Here is a 16,450-nt window from a genome sequence, read left to right as displayed (position 1 = left end):
GCGGCACCTTTCAAGATGCCGCGGCCATCAACGGTCGGTCACTTTTTCTTCAGTTGCAGGTAGGACTGGTGCATGTCATAGGCCCAGCCGTCGATGACGTTCTTCACGTCGCTGGCCTGCATCACCTGAGTGTCGTTTTCCAGGGGCTTGCCGGTGCCTTTGCGGACCACTTCGGCAATCACCGCGTGGGTGCTGCCATCCAGGAACGCCGCCTCGGTGGCCAGGGTGGTTTCCTGGTCGCGGATGCCACTGGCGGTGCTCACCGCCGCCGCCACCAGGGCCACGGGAATGATTTCATAGGGCTTCAGGCCCTCGGTCTTGCTGGTGACTGCGGTAATCGCCGCGCGCACCACGATCACTCCCGGGCCCGGGCCGGTGGCCAGTGGCAGGGATTTGCTCACCTCGCGCTGCAGTGCCTGGTCGTAGTAACGGGTGATGGCGGTCAGGGTGCTCTGGGGGATCTTCGCCGTCGGCTGCGGCTGCGGGTAGAACTGGGTCGGTTCGATGTACACGCTGCTGTAGTTGCTCAGCTTGAGCTTGGGATCGATCCAGCGCATCACCTCCACGCCGGAGGGCGACTTGGCTTCCTTGAGCTGGCTGTAGTCGCTGAGAAACCCGGAGTACTCGTCAGGCTGGGGCACTTTGCTGGAACAGCCCACCATCCCGAGGGTGGCAAGGCACAGCGTGCTGAGGGTCAGAGCAAGCTTCATGTGTAACTCCTGTAGGTGCAGCAGCCAGGGACTGGCTAGGGGAAATTAAGGTATAGCCAAAAGCCGGCGCTTTGCCCCGCCGGCGCGGGTTGTTTGTCACGGCTTGCGGGCTGATTCACAGCCCGGATTTGACAGACCGGCAGCTGCCGTCAAAGCTCCATCGAGCCTGAGAGTGCCGATCAAGGCACCGCATTCTGGATACGGACGTCGCAATGCCCAAGCCGAAGAAGAGTAACCCACGCCCGACACCCCCTGCTTCAACTGCACCTTCGCCCCACCGCTATCTGTTCCCCTTCGGCGCCCTGCTGTTGCTGCTGGTGCTCGGCGGGCTCGTCTGGTTCCTGCTGGCCGAACCGCCCCGGCTGGCGGCGCCGCAGGTGGCTGCGGCCCCGCCCCCCGCCCAGCCCAAGGCCGTGCCGGCGCTACCGGCCGCCCAGTACGTCGATGAACAGGCCTGCCAGGGCTGCCACCAGGCCCAGGCCAGGGACTGGCAAGGCTCGCACCATCAACTGGCGATGCAGGAGGCCAACCCGCAGACGGTGCTGGGCAATTTCAATGAACAGCGTTTCAAGGCCGAAGGCGAAAGCACCCGGTTGTTTCGCCGCGGGGCCGAGTTCTGGGTCCACACCCCCGGCGCCGACGGCAGGCCCGCGAACTTCAAGGTGGCCTACACCTTCGGCATCGAGCCCTTGCAGCAATACCTGATCGAGGTCGGCCAGGGGCGCCTGCAAGCCCTGGGCGTGGCCTGGGATACCCGCAAGCAGCAGTGGTTCCACCTGTATCCGGGCCAGGGCGTTAACTTCAAGAACCCGCTGCACTGGAGCAAGCCCAGCCAGAACGCCAACTTCATGTGTGTGGAATGCCACACCACCGGCTACCAGCGCAATTTCAGCGCCAGCCAGGAGCGCTTCGACAGCCGCTGGAACAGCCTCGGCGTTGGCTGCCAGGCCTGTCACGGCCCGGCCTCCAACCATCTGCAGGCCACGGCCAGCAAGGCCACCCTGGCCAACGCCGGCTTCGCCGTGGACCTCAAGGCCGCAAGCGCCACCCAGGAGATCGAGACCTGCGCCCGCTGCCACGCCCGGCGCGCGCCCCTGGGCGACGGCTACCACGTCGGCCAGCGCCTGATGGATGACTACCTGCCCAGCGCCCTGACCCGGGAGCTGTACGCCCTGGACGGCAAGATCAAGGACGAGGTGTTCGAATACGGCTCCTTCGCCCAGAGCAAGATGTTCGACAAGGGGGTGCGCTGCAGCAATTGCCACAACCCCCACAGCACCCAGCTCAAGGCCCCGGGCAACGCCGTATGCCTGCAATGCCACAACCCCGTCGGCAAGAGCGCGGCAGCCGGCATCGACGGACGCGGGTTGCAGGCCAAGGATTACGATTCCCCCGACCATCACCGGCACACCCCCGGCCAGCCCGGTGCGCAATGCGTGGACTGCCATATGCCGGGCAAGGTCTACATGGGCAATGACTATCGCCATGACCACAGCTTCAGCCTGCCCAACCCGCTGCGGGCGCAGAAGCTTGGCACGGCCGATGCCTGCCTGAGCTGCCACCAGGGGCAACAGGCCGGCGAACGCATCAGCCGGCAGTTCCAGTTATGGACCGCCAACAGCCCACCCCAGCCACCACGCTACGACGACAGCCTGTGGTTGATCCGCGGCGGCCACCCAGGAGCAGCCCAGGCGTTGCAGGAACAACTGCAGCGCAGCGATCTGCCACCGATCCGGCGTGCCACCCTGCTGGCCGAGCTGGCCAACTACCCCAGCGCCCAGGCACTGCAACTGGCTACCCAGGCCCTCGGGCATGCGGAGCCCCAGGTGCGAGAAAGCGCGGTGCGAGCCACCAGCGCCCTGGTGCCGCCGGCCGAACGTGGCCCGCTGCTGGTGCCCCTGCTGCAAGACCCGGTCAAGGCCGTGCGGATCACCGCGGCTCGCGATCTGCTGGGCGCCGCGCGCAGTGGCCTGGGCCCGGCTCAAGGGGCCTGGGACAAAGCCCTTGGCGAATATGAAGCGGTGCAGTTGAGCCTCGTGGAGCGGGCCGAAGCCAACCTCAACCTGGCCATGCTCTACCAGGCCAGCGGGCGCGGTGCCGAGGTCGAACCCTACCTGCGCGCAGCCTTGCGCCGCGACAGCGACTTCTTCCCGGCCCTGGTGACCCTGGGGCAGTGGCTGGAAGCCAATGGCCGCAGCCAGGAGGCGCAGCAACTGCTGGCCCAGGCCCTGCAACAGCACCCGGAGTCGGCGCTGCTGCAGCACACCCGGGGCCTGAGCCTGATTCGTGGGGGCGACACTGCCCGGGCCATGGCCGCCTTGAAAAAGGCCGCCGAGCTGGAACCGCAGAATCCTCAGTACGCCTATGTGCTGGCAGTGGCCCTGCACGACAGTGGCCAGCAGGACGCTGCCAACCGTCAGTTGCAAGCGCTGCTGCAGCGCCAGCCGACCCAGCGCAATGCGCGCCTGAGCCTGATCCAGTACGACCTGGAGAGCGGCCAGGAACCCAAGGCCCAGGCACTGATGCAGCAATGGAAGCAGCTCAACCCCGGGGATCCGGCGTTGCAATAGGCAGGGTGGCAAGGAGGGCTCGGTTACCCGAGCCCCACTAAAACCAATCAAATAGGATTAACTATCAATTTTAATCTATTGATTTTAAAAGACAATTTATTCTAGAAATTACATTAGCCAGCGCAACCGCGCGCCACCTTCAGCGCCGACGAAACAGCGGTCGCGGCTCGATCACCGAGCGGCCATAGAGCACGCTCATCCCCGCCAACCCTTTGAGTGCGTCCAGCGCGCACTTGTCTTCACGCACGGCAAAGCTGTCGAAACCGCATTGGCGCATATGGCTTAACTGGTCGCGCAGCACATCGCCAATCGCTCGCAATTCGCCCATCCAGCCCAGGCGGGTACGCAGCAGGTAGGCCTGGCTGTAACCCCGGCCATCACGAAAGCTGGGGAAGTCCACGGCGATCAGCGGGATCAGCTTGAGCCAGGGCTTGAGGCTTTCCACCTCGTCGTCCGGGCCGATCCACACTCCGTCCCGGGCCGGGTGATGCTCGATGCGGCGCATCAGCCACAGGGCCAGGGGCAGAATCAGCGGCCCGTCCGGCAATGCGTCGTCGACCCCGCGCACCAGGCTCCAGGCATCGTCTTCCACACGTTGGGCTTCGCCTTCGTGCAAACGCAGCAGGTTGTTCATGCCAGCGCCTCCAGGGCCTTGGGATAGACCCGCTCCTTGAACGGCTCCAGGCCGATGCGCTGCAGGGTCTCGACGAAGGGTTCGTCGCTTTCCCGGTAGCGTACGAAGGTGGCGATGATGCGTTCGATCACCTCGGGGATTTCCTCGGCGCTGAAGGACGGGCCTATCACCTTGCCCAGGGCGCTGTCACGGCCCTTGGCCCCGCCCAGGGTGACCTGGAACCACTCGCTGCCGTTCTTGTCGACGCCGAGGATGCCGATATTGCCGATGTGGTGATGGCCGCAGGCGTTCATGCAGCCGGAAATGTTCAGGCTGATGTCCCCCAGGTCGTGGAGGTAGTCCAGGTCGTCGAAGCGCTGCTGGATGGCCAGGGTAATGGGGATCGAACGGGCGTTGGCCAAGGCGCAGAAGTCACCGCCCGGGCAGGCGATGATATCGGTCAGCAACCCGGCGTTGGCGGTCCCCAGGCCATGCTCGCAGGCCCGCTGCCAAAGCTCGAACAGGCGCGACTTGGGCACATCCGGCAGGACGATGTTCTGTTCGTGGGCAATGCGGATCTCGCCAAAGCCGTAGTCCTCGGACCAATCGGCCACCGCTTCCATCTGCTGGCCGGTGACGTCACCGGGTGGCGAGGCCGGGCCCGGCTTGGTCGACAGCACCACGCAGGTGTAGCCCGGCACCTTGTGCGGGTGCACGTTGCGCGCCACCCAGCGGGCGAAGGCCGGGGACTCGGCCAGGTGGCTGCCGTACTCCAGGTCGGTGTCCGCCAGGCGCTCGTAGATCGGCGGCACAAAGGCGCTGGCCACCCGCTGGAATTCGTCCTCGGTGAGCTGCGCCGGGCCGTCCCTGAGGTGCTGCCACTCCTCCTCCACTTCCCTGGCGAAGGCCTCGATGCCCAAGGCCTTGACCAGGATCTTGATCCGCGCCTTGTACTTGTTGTCCCGCCGGCCGTAGCGGTTGTAGACCCGCAGCACCGCTTCGACATAGGACAGCAAGTGCTGCCAGGGCAGCCCGTCGCGGATCTGCAGGCCGAGGATCGGCGTGCGCCCCAGGCCGCCGCCGACTATCACCCGCAGGAGCATCTCGCCGTTGCGGGCACGGTAAAGATAGAGGCCGATGTCATGCATCATGATCGCCGCGCGGTCCTGCTTGGCCGAGCAGATGGCGATCTTGAACTTGCGCGGCAGGAACAGGAATTCCGGGTTGATGGTGGACCACTGGCGCAGGATCTCCGCCAGGGGGCGCGGGTCCAGGTATTCGTCGCCGGCCACCCCGGCAAAGGCTTCGGTGGTGATGTTGCGCACACAGTTGCCGGAAGTCTGGATGGCGTGCATCTCCACTTCGGCCAGGCGCTGCAGGATATCCGGCACCTGGGCCAGCTCGATCCAGTTGAACTGCAGGTTCTGCCGGGTGGTGAAGTGGCCGTAGCCGCGGTCGAAGTCCCGGGCGATGCTGGCCAGGGTACGCATCTGCCGGGCGCTGAGGGTGCCGTAGGGAATCGCCACCCGCAGCATGTAGGCGTGCTTCTGCATATACAGGCCGTTCTGCAGGCGCAGGGGCAGGAACTCCTCCTCGCTCAGTTGGCCGCCCATGAAGCGCTCGACCTGGTCGCGAAACTGCGCCACCCGCTCAAGCACCAGGGCCCGGTCATAGTCGTCGTACTGATACATGTCCCTACCTCATCGAAGCTGATCGTGCTCTAAACGGCGCGTGTTGTGAGGGGGCGACTATGCGCGTACGGCGCAGAGCGTTACAGATTCAGGTAAAAACTAAAAAACCATATCAGCCAAGGCTGCACCACCGTAGGCATGAGGAAAATCTGATCCGTATTAATGTGGTTTTTCTGAGCCTGTTTTGTTTCCCCGCTGATTCCTACAGTGCACCCCGTGCCAGACCGGGTGGCCTGGCAAGACTTTGCAACCGTGGAAGCATTGACCATGAACTCAGCAACAATCGGACAGGCCTACAACTACAAGGTGGTTCGCCAATTCGTCGTCGCAACAGTGGTATGGGGCGTGATCGGCATGGCCATGGGGGTGTGGATTGCCTCGCAGCTGGTGTGGCCGGAGATGAACCTCGACCTGCCCTGGAGCACCTTCGGCCGGCTGCGGCCGCTGCACACCAGCCTTGTGATCTTCGGTTTCGCCGGCAGCGCGCAGTTCGCCGCCAGCTACTACGCGGTCCAGCGCACCTGCCAGGTGCGGCTGTACTCCGACACCCTGGCCGCCTTCACCTTCTGGGGCTGGCAGTCGGTGATCGTGATCATGCTGATCACCCTGCCCCTGGGCTACACCACCACCAAGGAATACGCCGAGATCGAATTCGCCGGCGCGGTGTGGATGGCGGTGGTCTGGGTCGCCTACGCGATTGTGTTCTTCACCACCGTGGTGCGGCGCAAGAGCCAGCACATCTACGTCGGCAACTGGTTCTTCGGCGCCTTCATCCTGGTGATCGCCATGCTCCACGTGGTCAACCACCTGTCGATCCCGGTGGACTGGTTCAAGTCCTACCCGGTGTATTCCGGGGCCACCGACGCGATGGTCCAGTGGTGGTACGGGCACAACGCCGTAGGCTTTTTCCTGACCACGGGCTTTCTCGGGATGATGTACTACTTCGTGCCCAAGCAAGTCGGGCGCCCGGTGTACTCCTATCGCCTGTCCATCGTGCACTTCTGGGCGCTGATCACCCTGTACATCTGGGCCGGCCCGCACCACCTGCACTACACCGCGCTGCCGGACTGGGCCCAGTCCCTGGGCATGGCCATGTCGCTGATCCTCCTGGCCCCGAGCTGGGGCGGCATGATCAACGGCATGATGACCCTCTCCGGGGCCTGGCATAAGCTGCGCACCGACCCGATCCTGCGCTTCCTGGTGCTGTCCCTGGCGTTCTACGGCATGTCCACCTTCGAGGGCCCGATGATGGCGATCAAGACCGTCAACGCCCTGTCCCACTACACCGACTGGACCATCGGCCACGTACACGCCGGTGCCCTGGGCTGGGTGGCGATGATCACCTTCGGGGCCATCTACCACATGGTGCCCAAAGTCTTCGGCCGCGAGCAGATGTACAGCGTGCCGCTGATCAACCTGCACTTCTGGCTCGCCACCATCGGCACCGTGCTGTACATCGCCTCGATGTGGGTCAATGGCATCACCCAGGGCCTGATGTGGCGCGCGGTGAACGAAGACGGCACCCTCACCTACTCCTTCGTCGAGGCCCTGGTGGCCAGCCATCCGGGGTTCGTGGTGCGTTTCGCCGGCGGCGTGTTCTTCCTCAGCGGCATGCTGCTGATGGCCTACAACACCTGGCGCACCGTGCGCGTTGCCGATGAGCGCCTGGCGCTGAGCGACGCCCGGATCGCCTGACCCACCTGCCCCACGCCGGCCCCCGTGGCCGGCGTGTTGCGTTTCAGGGAGCCTGAAAACCCATGGATATACTGCTCAACCTGCTGGGGGTGGCGTTTCTCTACCTCTGCATCGAGTACTGCCTGCGTCACCAGAGTGCCAAGAGCCTGGACGACGCCAGCCTGATCCCCTTCGCCGACGACCCCGACGTAGCCCGCCGGGTGGAGCTGGCCACGGGCAAGAAAATCAACGCCGTGGCGCCGGAGGAAGCCAAGCCGGGTTGGATCAACCTGGACATGTAGAGCGCTTTGGCTGGCAAGCCAGCTCCTACAGTGGGGGTATTGGCCGGGTCAGGCGCGCTCGCGGGGGATCAGGCTCTGCAACTGAGCGGCGAGGAAATTGCCGTCAAAGGCAAAGACGTCAGGGTCCTTCAAGCCATTGGTCTTGCGCCATTGCCAGCCGCCCGAAGCCTCGCCGACCAGGGACACGCTGCCCAGCCGCGCCGCAGTCAGGCCGATCACCGCCAGGGAAATCTGCCCTTGGGGGCCCATCACATCCGGCACGAACTCCACCGGTTTGCCGGCGATATGGATGGTCAGCTTCTCGCTCTTGAAGGTCGAGACCTCCAGCGGCACCGCCGGGCTGAAGGCCACATAGGGCTCGCGCTGCAACGCCAGCAGGTCCGGCAGCAATACCGGCGCCAGCCAGTCTTCGATCTGCCCGAACAATTGATGAATGCGACGCGCCCAGACCACCGACTGACTGTCGAACAGCTGCTTCTTGTGGGCTTCACTGGCCGCGTAGTGGCGCAGCATCTCGCCCAGTTGCTGGATATCGTCCATTGTGCTGTGTCCCTGGCTTCGACCTTTGAGAACAGCAGGTCGCCGGCCCTGAGCATGGCAGATGCCGGTGTCGGGCGTTGAGTTGTTTGCCCGCCGGCTCGCCGAGCCCTGTAGCTGCGCCCACCGATGATGATCCTGCGGGCCGCTGGCGACGATCACTGGCAAGGCATTACCAGGCAAAATCTACAGCGCAGTATCCGCCGCTCGGCACTGAAACTGCAGCCGGTACTGACGCGGCGTCAGGCCGGTGGCTTGGCGCAAGGCGCTGCCCAGGTGGGACTGATGGGCAAAACCACAGTCCTGGGCAACCGCCGCCAGGGGCAGGTCCGTGTGCTCCAGCAGCCGCCGGGCCGCTTGCAGTCGCACTTCGGTGATCCAGGCATGGGGCGTGATGCCTACAGCACGACGAAAGTCGCGCAGCAGGCGCAGTTCGTTGTGGCCGTAGGTCAGGGCCAGTTGCGCCAGTGACAGGGCCCGGGCGTATTCATCAGCCATCTGTTGCAGCACCTGCCCCAGCTCCGGGGCCGGGGCTGGCGCCGCCCGACCGGGCTGGGCCAGCCCCAGAAACGCCAGCGCGCATTGCTCCAGGGCCAGCTCATCGGCCTCAGGCGCCAACAGCAGGCGCCTGGCTTCGCGCCCCAGGGCCAGGGCGCGGGCATGCCCCGGGCTCTGCATCCGGCGCTGGCCAGGAACCAGCGGCGTCGCGCCCTGCCAGCGCAGCAGCAGGTATTCGCCGCCCATGGCGGATTCGGAAAACACCTCAATGCCTGCGGGCGTCAGGGCCAGGGTGCCGGGCCAGGTATCGAAATCCTCGCGGCGGTCGGAGTCGATGGCATGCACCCCGCGCTGGCGTTCCAGGGTCACCCCCAAGGTCTGCCACTGGGCCGGATCGCGGGCGCTGTAGGCCGCGGCCGGCAGCAGTTGCAGCAGCAGGCGGCCGTCCAGCAGGCGAAGTTCGAGCACCTGGGGCATGTGAAATTTCCTGATAGATCGCCACCCGTGGCGGCGTGAAACTGAGGCTTACCCAACCGCACCACAGAGGAGTTGCCCATGCGCACCATCGGCCTGATCGGCGGCATGAGCTGGGAGTCCAGCGCCGAATACTATCGCCTGATCAATCAGCAGGTTCGCGATCGACTGGGGCCGCTGCGTTCAGCGCGGCTGTTAATGTACAGCGTCGACTTCGGGCCTGTCGAACAGGCCCAGCATGCCGGGCGCTGGGACGACGCGGCGGCGATCCTGGTGGAGGCAGCCCAGCGCCTGGAAGCCGGCGGCGCCGAATGCGTAGTGCTCTGCACCAACACCATGCACAAGGTCGCCGGGCAGATAGAGGCCGCCATTGGAGTGCCCTTTGTGCATATTGCCGATCCCGTGGTGCAGGCCGCCCAGGCAGCCAGCACCTTGAGCGTGGGGCTGCTGGGCACGGCCTTCACCATGGAGCAGGCGTTCCTCAAAGGCCGCCTGGAAGACCAGGGCCTGAAGGTGCTGGTGCCCGATGCAGCGCAGCGCCAGGCGGTGCACCGCATCATCTATGAGGAGCTGTGCGTGGGCGTTGTCAGCGAGAGCTCGCGGCGGCTGTACCAACACGTGATCGACGGGCTCCAGGCCCGTGGCGCCGAGGCGATCATCCTCGGCTGCACGGAAATCGGCCTGCTGCTCAAGCCCGAGCACAGCGCCCTGCCCCTGTTGGACACCACCGAATTGCATGCCCGGGCGGCGGTGGATTTCGCTTTGCTGGAGTGAACGTCAGGGCCCGCAGGGCCTTGCATGGCGATCGCCTGCCGAACCTCGGGCGGCCACAGGATCCCTGCCTCTGCTGCGGAGCCGATCGTCCGAACGCGGCCCGAGCCTGCGGCAGCGGCTACACGAACCCGGTCTCAACGACGCAAGCGCGCCATGCTCAGCACATCGACATAACCTCCGTCGCGTACGGCGTAGTCGCGCAGCTGGCCTTCGGTTTCGAAGCCGAACTTGCGGTACAGGCCGATGGCGGCCTGGTTGTCGGCATACACCGTCAACTCCACCCGGCGCAGGTTCATCCAGTTGTCGGCCACCTCCAGCACGGCCGCCAGCAGGCGGCTGCCGATGCCCTGGCGTTGCCAGGCCGGGGATACGCCCATGCCGATATCGGCGCAATGGGCCCGGCGCACCCGCGCCACCTGCAGCAGGCTGCAACTGCCGATCACCGCACCCTGGTGCAGGGCAACCAGGGCCACCAGCCCCTCGTTTTCCTGCCCCAGCCCGACGCGCTTGCGCCACAACTCGCGGGACTGGTAAGGCAGTTGCAGGGTCTGGGCCGCCACACTGGGTTCGCTGTACAGCGCCGTCAGGCCGTCGATATGAGCTTCGTTGCACCGCTCGATGACGATGGTGGGATGGGCGTTGGGCATGGCGAGGTCATCCTTGAAGTCGAAGTGGCCATCGAGTGTACGGGCATGCGTATAACTCTGGCGAGGCGCTCAAGCACAAAGCGCAAACCTTAGAAACCCTGGTCTGGCGACTCGGGTGAGCGAGCTTGCTGTCGACGCAGATCCTCGGCATAGCTTGCAGGTGAAAGCAGTTGCAGAACCTGGTGCTGCAAAGCATCCGACAACGCAAGATAGAGAAATAACCCCGGGTTCAGGGCTTCTTGCTTCTCTAGGTGCAATGCTGACAGATAGAAGCCCACATCACGCAGACACTCGTAGGGACGGAGACCACCAATACGCATGACCGACTTGCTTTTGCCCGTCCCAAACTCTGCATTGATGCAACGCTTGAGGGTCGCCGCCTCGATCTCCCCTCCGGCGCTGGCAGCGCTCAAGGAACGTTGCAGAATCTCATTCAAGCGTTGCAGCGGATTGCACAGATACTCCAACGGATACTCACAGTGAGCGAGTATGTAGCGGTTGTATTGATGGATCATGATAAGTGCTACATCCGCGCCCGCCGGACTCAGGGTGCGCGTACAGCGGCCGAATTGGGTTTCATAGACAATCCGGTGACGGATGTCTCGCTGATCGACACAGTCATCGAGAATCGCCTCCAGCTTGTCCGTGGCATGCGGCTGAAATCCTGGATCGTAGTTGTATTTAAAGGCATAGATGAAGGCAAGAAGCTCCATCGATAGCCACCCCAGGTGATGCTGGGCGTGGTAGGAATCCAGCAACGCCTTGAGCGCACTGATCTGCTCTCGAGCCGCCACAGCAAGCAGTCGTTCCCGCTGCTGTCCTTCGGTCTGTTCGGCCTCGACTAGACGCCTGAGGATCAACGCGGCCTCTGCGAAGGCCTCCTCGCCGAAGAGCCGCTGAATCAGGGTTAAGGCAGAGGAAAAGATCGCGTTGAGCAGGAACAGCGACAACGAAATGTCCTGGAAGAACGCCTGCCAGCACTCTCGATCTGAACCGGATATTCCAACCAGCACCTGAACACTGTTTTCGACGCGCTGCAGCCGGCGCCCGACATGAAGGTCACTCTTGATCTGCTCCAGCAAGACATAGGCATGGAGCTGCCCGGCATTATGCTCGATCAAGCTGCGAGTCGCCTTTGACCGCCCGACTTGCCTCGCTTGTTGCGACAGAAACTCACCAGGCTCCACATGCCTGATCTGGGCTTTGAAAATGCTCACCAGCCTGTCGAGCAACAAGCTCGGCGAGCGTCTGCCGACCGCAGCATCACTCCTGGCCTGCTGATAAAGGTTTCGGTGTACTTCGTGCAACTCATCCGGCAGCACCGGTCTGGGCTCAGGCAACGACCACCGGCCCGCGGCATGCAGCACCTTTACACCTTCGAACAGATGTTCCAGGTGCTGAATGACCGCTCCGGCTTTCTGTGATCGCCCCAAGGCCAGCTCCAATTGCTTCACGGGCGCGTCGACCGAGGTTCTTCCCGGAAACGAATCATGCCGAATCAGGCGACCCAAACGTCGCAGGAACTGCAAAACAGCCGCCTGCGCCCTTTGCTGGGGAATTCCCAAGCACTCCATGACCTGTACCAGAGACGCCTCTAAACTTGTCAGAATGGCCTCCCTCGTCGCCACCGGGTCGCCGAAGAGCCGGTCTCCATAGCACTCATAGCAACGTGCCAGATAGCGCAATGGGATAGAACCCTGACCATTCTCCAAGGCGTCCACGAACATTTGCTCAAGTTGTGGCCACACGATCAGCCAGAAATACAAGTGCGTAGCGCATACGTCCTTGTCAGGAAACAAGGCAACGAACCCTAGGTGCTTGTGAATCTCCCGCAAATTGCGCAACACCGGGGTCAGCAGTGAATCATCTCCCCCCTCCGCCATCCGCCTGGTCACTAGGTCGAGCATTGCCTGCTGACGCTTCTGGCGCTGCTCCAGGCTCTGGCCTTGCCGCGGCAAAGGCGCCTTCGACCTTTTGAACACAGCCCGCTCGTAAAACAGCTCGATGACTTCGTGAAACTTGGGAATCCTGTTAATCACACCGCACCCACCCTCCGTTGTCCTGCGCCCATCCTGAGTGGTTCGTCATGGTGCTACAACATTTTCCCGTCATCCCCTCGTTGAATTACACAAACCGGGGGGCGGCCACCGATTAACTTGTAAGGCATCCAAGGTCAGTCACAAACAGCCTCGGTGAACCCCATCCACTGAACAAGCAATGCACAAGGAACCACCGAATGTTCTACAAAGATGACAACGACGCATTTGAGCTGAAACAACGGCAAATCGACGCCATGGAACAAGCACTGCTTGTTTCTCGTGGTACTCCCCGAGCTGAAGCAGCCGAGATAGTGGCGGAGCGCAAGCGATTGCAAGAGGCCTACGCAGGGGATCCTGCCGTTAACCCGGCGCCAGGCGTATGGATCAACCCAGAGGGCGAGGACCTTGAGGGTGACGTGCCGGCAGACCGGCAGGAGGCCATCAAAGCCAACGCTATCGCCAAAGACCTGCTCGGCGACGAGTTCAGTACCGACACCCAGTGGAACATCACCCACTTCCCCGATCGGAAGAGCAGCAACGCCGAAGTACAAGACTTCTGGGAGGATTTCACGACCCCTGACTCCAAGGCATGAGCCCAAGCACCCGGTCCGGATAGCACCAAGAGTTCGGCCCTGGTCACTCCGACAAAACGGCTCGCCTCAAACGAACCAGTCCTGGCGTTCGCTGAAGGTGTTGAGGATCAGTTCCACCAGTTGCTGTACCTGCTCTTCATGCTCCACCTGGGCATTGACCGCCAGCCAGGCGCGGCGTTGCATGCTTTCCTCGAACAGGCCCGGCAAGGCGGTGAGGCCGCGGTCGAAGCGGCTCATGTACTGCGGCAGCAGGCCAATGCAGGCGCTGCAGCGGATCATCTCCAGCATCAGTTCATAGGAATGCACCTGCACCACCCCGGCCAGGCGCTGTTCCACCAGGCTGTTCCAGGGCCGGAACGGCTCGATATGACGGTCGTGCTGCCACTGCACCAGCATGTAGTCCGCCAGGTCGTCCAGGCTGTCGGGGCGGGCCGCGACCCGGGAGTAGCGCTTGGCGATGTGCGGCAGGTAGTCGATGCGCGCCAGGGGCATGGGTTCGCGGGTGGCGAAGCTGGGGCCCGGCAGGGGTGAATCCTCGGCCGCCAGCCACAGCACCAGGTCGGCGCTCAGGGCCTGCAGGGACAGGTCGCTGTCGATGGAGATGATTTCCAGCCGGGCGCTGGCGTTGCGCCGCAGCAAGGCGATCAGGTCACGGCCAAGGATGTCGTGGAGGATGGTTTCCGCCACGGCCACGCGGATCAGGGGTTGCTCGATCACCGGCAGCCGCCGCTGGTGGGCCAGGGCAATCAGCTGGGCCTGCAGTTGCAGGCCTTCGCGGCTCAGGCTCAAGGCATTGCCCTGGTAGCAGAACAGCGAACGACGCAGGTGCTCCTCCAACTGCGCCAGTTGCTTGCGCAGCAGAGTGGCCTTGATGTTCAGGCTGCGGGCCGCCTGCATGAAGCAGCCGCAACGGGCGCTGACCAGAAAATACTGGGCCACCGCAGGTTCGATGCCGGCGGCCAGGGCTAGCCAGGCTTCCCGGGGTTCCTGGGGCGCGGTGTATGGCGCAAAGCCCTGGAGTGGAGCGGGTTCGAGAAATGACATCGGTGACTCCCTGTCTTGTTGAGTGTTGCTTCCTTGGCGGGCGGACGGCGGGGCCGTGGGATCGCCTTCGCGGGCAAGCCAGCTCCTACAGTTGCCGGTGCTGCGTATTGCCTCGTAGGAGCCGGCTTGCCGGCGAAGGGGCCTGTGAGATCGCCTTCGCTGGCAAGCCAGCTCCTACAGCTTGTCCTCCAGTACCTGGTTCAACACCGCGCCATCGATGCTCAGGGTCGCAGTGTTGAGCATGCCTTCCAGATAGGCCTTGGCGATCTGCTCCTGGCGCTGGGCGCGCAGGGCCTGGGTCAGGCGATCACGCAGTTCGTCCAGGCTGGCGGTCCGTGCCGGCTGCTGTTCGGTGAGCTTGAGCACGTGGAAACCCGCCGCGCTCTGCACCACCTCGGACACCCCGCCCACCTTGAGCCGGGCCACCGCGCTGCGCACCTCCGGCAGCAGTTGCTGCAAGGGCTGCAGGCCGGAGTCGCCACCGCGCTGGGCGCTGTCCCGGTCCTGGGAGTACTGCGCCGCCAAGGCGGCAAACTCCCCCGGCGCGGCCTGGGCCTTGCGGCTCAGCTCCTGCGCCTGGCGGCGTACCTGCTCGGCCGCCTGGGGCTCGGCGATCCCGAGGAAGATCTGGCTGACCCGGTACAACGGCGGTGTCATCCACGCCGACTTGCCGCTGTCATAGGCCTGCTGCAACTCCGCCGGGCTGGGGTAGTCCGCCGGCACCTGGCTGACCGACTGCAGATAGTCGCGAAACACGATCTGTTCGGTGGCGGCGCGGGTCTGCTGCTCCACCTCCGGGCGCTGGCGCCAGCCCTGGGCATCGGCCTGCTCCAGCACGGCCTTTTCCGCCAGCCGTGAACGAATCCAGGCTTCCAGCGCCGGGCGATTGCCGCGCAATTGCCCCCGGGATTCCTCGGGCAGGCTGGCAAACAAGCTCTTGAGCTCCTCGGCCGCCACCTGCTGATTGCCCAGGCGCGCCACGGCGGGCGTAGACGCCACTTGTTGTTGCAGCAGGGTCGGGGCCGGCTGCTGCGCCGCCACCGGGTCATTGCCCGGGCGCAGGGCCAGGCCCAACGCCAGGCCGAGCAAGGTCAGTGCCCCGGCACCGACCACTAGGGTGGGCTTTTTCACAGGGTGGCCGCCTCTTCCCGGGGTTGGCTTTGCACCGCCTGGGGCGCTTCGGCCTGCGCCTGCAACTGGGCCGCCTGCTGGCTGTATTCGCGCAGGTAGACGATGAACTCCTGCAGCAACCGATCCCACAGCTCCAGCTGGCTGCGCAGGTGGGTCTCGCCGACGCCGGCCACCACCACGTCCATCTCCATCACCAGGAATTCGCCCTGCAGCGACAGCCGGGCAAAGCGCCGTGAGGCGTTCCACAGTTCCGCCAGCCCGGCCGGCAATTCGCCCTGCACCCGCAGCGCGCAGCTGTAGGTGAAGTCCACGTAGTGCCCGGCTTCGCTGCCCGGGTTACCGAAGCGCACGGCGTAGCCGATGCCCTGGCTGGCGCTGAGCAGTTGCACGATGCCGTTCTGTTCGGTCTGGTTGACCCGGTAGCCGGCGCCTTGCAGCAGGTCGGTGAGGCTTTCGGTGGTGACGCTGTTAATCAAGGTCATGGTCATCTCTTCCCTGGTGATCAGTGGGTGCTCGCCGCCCGCGGGGCGTCGAACTGGGTCTGGTAAAGCTCGTCGCCAAAGCCCTGGGCCAGTTCCTCGAACTTGACCCGGGCGCTGCCGGCGAAGGGCTGGCGGATTTTCACCACCTCGGCCACGTCGATGTTTTCGTAGGCCGCCAGGATCTGCTTGGCGATGCCGTACATCTGCTGATTCTTGACCGCACATTGCTGCACTTGTGTGTCACGCTCGCTCAATTGCGCCTGCAACCTGGCCCGTTCGGCTTCCTTGCCCCGGGCCAGCACCAGCAGGTCCTCATAGGCCTTCTTGAACTTGCCCAGTTGCTCGCTGCTGGCGGCCGCCTGGGCCTGGGCCTGGCTGTGCAGGCTCTGCTGCTGGCCGGCCAACTGCTCTGCCACACCGCGGGTCTTGGCCAGCTCGGCCGTCAGTTGCTTGACCTGGGCCTGGGCCTCCCTGGCCGCGTTCTCGGCGGCGACCCGCGCCGCCGCGGCCTGGGCCTGTTCGCTTTGCAGGGCCTGCAACTGCTGGGTGGTGCTGCGCAACTGGGTGCGCAGGCGCTCCTCCATGCCTTCGGCGCTGGCGCCGACACTGGCCAGCACGCCCCAGACCAGCAACAGGCTCGCCGCCCCTGCCCTCGCTCGGCTGTTCATAAC

16 protein-coding genes are annotated in these 16,450 nt (G+C 64.4%); 5 read left to right on the top strand and 11 right to left on the bottom strand.

Annotated features, from left to right (window positions below; translation table 11 throughout):
* Positions 1 to 38: 38 nt before the first annotated feature.
* On the bottom strand, positions 39 to 710 hold the full coding sequence (locus AC1RGE_RS04340; protein WP_011061129.1) for a DUF3313 domain-containing protein: 672 nt from the start codon (positions 708 to 710) through the stop codon (positions 39 to 41).
* 212 nt (positions 711 to 922) lie between these two features.
* Between AC1RGE_RS04340 and AC1RGE_RS04335 the strand changes: the two genes are divergently transcribed.
* Complete coding sequence (locus tag AC1RGE_RS04335; RefSeq protein ID WP_492583463.1) at positions 923 to 3,280, top strand: tetratricopeptide repeat protein; 2,358 nt, start codon at positions 923 to 925, stop codon at positions 3,278 to 3,280.
* A gap of 139 nt (positions 3,281 to 3,419) precedes the next feature.
* Here the strand turns inward: AC1RGE_RS04335 and AC1RGE_RS04330 are convergent, their stop codons facing one another.
* Together AC1RGE_RS04330 and AC1RGE_RS04325 are read right to left on the bottom strand one after the other, a co-directional pair.
* The gene (locus AC1RGE_RS04330) at positions 3,420 to 3,914 is read right to left on the bottom strand and encodes a DUF934 domain-containing protein (protein ID WP_011061127.1); all 495 of its coding nucleotides are present in this window, start codon (positions 3,912 to 3,914) and stop codon (positions 3,420 to 3,422) included.
* On the bottom strand, positions 3,911 to 5,584 hold the full coding sequence (locus AC1RGE_RS04325) for a nitrite/sulfite reductase (protein WP_011061126.1): 1,674 nt from the start codon (positions 5,582 to 5,584) through the stop codon (positions 3,911 to 3,913). The genes AC1RGE_RS04330 and AC1RGE_RS04325 overlap by 4 nt, the downstream gene beginning before the upstream one ends.
* A gap of 267 nt (positions 5,585 to 5,851) precedes the next feature.
* Between AC1RGE_RS04325 and ccoN the strand changes: the two genes are divergently transcribed.
* Both ccoN and AC1RGE_RS04315 read left to right on the top strand, forming a co-directional pair.
* Positions 5,852 to 7,279 carry a cytochrome-c oxidase, cbb3-type subunit I gene (gene ccoN / locus AC1RGE_RS04320; protein WP_011061125.1) on the top strand — a complete coding sequence of 476 codons (1,428 nt, stop codon included), beginning with the start codon at positions 5,852 to 5,854 and terminating at the stop codon, positions 7,277 to 7,279.
* 62 nt (positions 7,280 to 7,341) lie between these two features.
* Positions 7,342 to 7,560, top strand: coding sequence for a hypothetical protein (locus AC1RGE_RS04315; RefSeq protein WP_011061124.1), 219 nt, complete (start codon positions 7,342 to 7,344; stop codon positions 7,558 to 7,560).
* A gap of 48 nt (positions 7,561 to 7,608) precedes the next feature.
* Here the strand turns inward: AC1RGE_RS04315 and AC1RGE_RS04310 are convergent, their stop codons facing one another.
* Together AC1RGE_RS04310 and AC1RGE_RS04305 are read right to left on the bottom strand one after the other, a co-directional pair.
* Complete coding sequence (locus AC1RGE_RS04310; protein WP_015635490.1) at positions 7,609 to 8,100, bottom strand: SET domain-containing protein; 492 nt, start codon at positions 8,098 to 8,100, stop codon at positions 7,609 to 7,611.
* A 183-nt stretch (positions 8,101 to 8,283) separates the two neighbouring features.
* Complete coding sequence (locus AC1RGE_RS04305) at positions 8,284 to 9,072, bottom strand: helix-turn-helix domain-containing protein (RefSeq protein ID WP_492583461.1); 789 nt, start codon at positions 9,070 to 9,072, stop codon at positions 8,284 to 8,286.
* Between the two features lie 78 nt (positions 9,073 to 9,150).
* Between AC1RGE_RS04305 and AC1RGE_RS04300 the strand changes: the two genes are divergently transcribed.
* Entirely contained in the window at positions 9,151 to 9,843 is a 693-nt protein-coding gene (locus tag AC1RGE_RS04300; RefSeq protein ID WP_492583459.1) for an aspartate/glutamate racemase family protein, read from the top strand.
* A 134-nt stretch (positions 9,844 to 9,977) separates the two neighbouring features.
* On the opposite strand, the gene AC1RGE_RS04295 is transcribed toward AC1RGE_RS04300, so the two are convergent.
* Together AC1RGE_RS04295 and AC1RGE_RS04290 are read right to left on the bottom strand one after the other, a co-directional pair.
* The gene (locus AC1RGE_RS04295) at positions 9,978 to 10,490 is read right to left on the bottom strand and encodes a GNAT family N-acetyltransferase (RefSeq protein ID WP_011061120.1); all 513 of its coding nucleotides are present in this window, start codon (positions 10,488 to 10,490) and stop codon (positions 9,978 to 9,980) included.
* A gap of 89 nt (positions 10,491 to 10,579) precedes the next feature.
* Positions 10,580 to 12,529 carry a hypothetical protein gene (locus tag AC1RGE_RS04290; protein WP_492583457.1) on the bottom strand — a complete coding sequence of 650 codons (1,950 nt, stop codon included), beginning with the start codon at positions 12,527 to 12,529 and terminating at the stop codon, positions 10,580 to 10,582.
* Between the two features lie 197 nt (positions 12,530 to 12,726).
* On the opposite strand from AC1RGE_RS04290, the gene AC1RGE_RS04285 reads away from it, so the two are divergent.
* Positions 12,727 to 13,122 carry a hypothetical protein gene (locus AC1RGE_RS04285; protein ID WP_492583455.1) on the top strand — a complete coding sequence of 132 codons (396 nt, stop codon included), beginning with the start codon at positions 12,727 to 12,729 and terminating at the stop codon, positions 13,120 to 13,122.
* A 66-nt stretch (positions 13,123 to 13,188) separates the two neighbouring features.
* Here the strand turns inward: AC1RGE_RS04285 and AC1RGE_RS04280 are convergent, their stop codons facing one another.
* The 4 genes from AC1RGE_RS04280 to AC1RGE_RS04265 all read right to left on the bottom strand — a co-directional run bounded on the left by AC1RGE_RS04280 (position 13,189) and on the right by AC1RGE_RS04265 (position 16,447).
* The gene (locus tag AC1RGE_RS04280; protein WP_011061119.1) at positions 13,189 to 14,166 is read right to left on the bottom strand and encodes a LysR family transcriptional regulator; all 978 of its coding nucleotides are present in this window, start codon (positions 14,164 to 14,166) and stop codon (positions 13,189 to 13,191) included.
* 174 nt (positions 14,167 to 14,340) lie between these two features.
* A complete protein-coding gene (locus tag AC1RGE_RS04275) occupies positions 14,341 to 15,297 on the bottom strand; it encodes a peptidylprolyl isomerase (protein ID WP_492583453.1) in 957 nt (318 codons plus the stop codon).
* Positions 15,294 to 15,779 (bottom strand): YbjN domain-containing protein, encoded by a 486-nt coding sequence (locus tag AC1RGE_RS04270; protein ID WP_123473595.1) that lies wholly within the window; start codon positions 15,777 to 15,779, stop codon positions 15,294 to 15,296. Before AC1RGE_RS04270 ends, AC1RGE_RS04275 begins: the two co-directional genes overlap by 4 nt.
* A 20-nt stretch (positions 15,780 to 15,799) precedes the next feature.
* Positions 15,800 to 16,447, bottom strand: coding sequence for a DNA repair protein (locus AC1RGE_RS04265; protein WP_103291169.1), 648 nt, complete (start codon positions 16,445 to 16,447; stop codon positions 15,800 to 15,802).
* Positions 16,448 to 16,450 lie beyond the last annotated feature (3 nt).

The sequence above is a fragment of the Pseudomonas sp. GW823-FHT02C05 genome (genome assembly GCF_058797595.1).
Note: the sequence above shows the minus strand (reverse complement) of the source record. Positions and strands in the feature narration are given on the sequence as shown.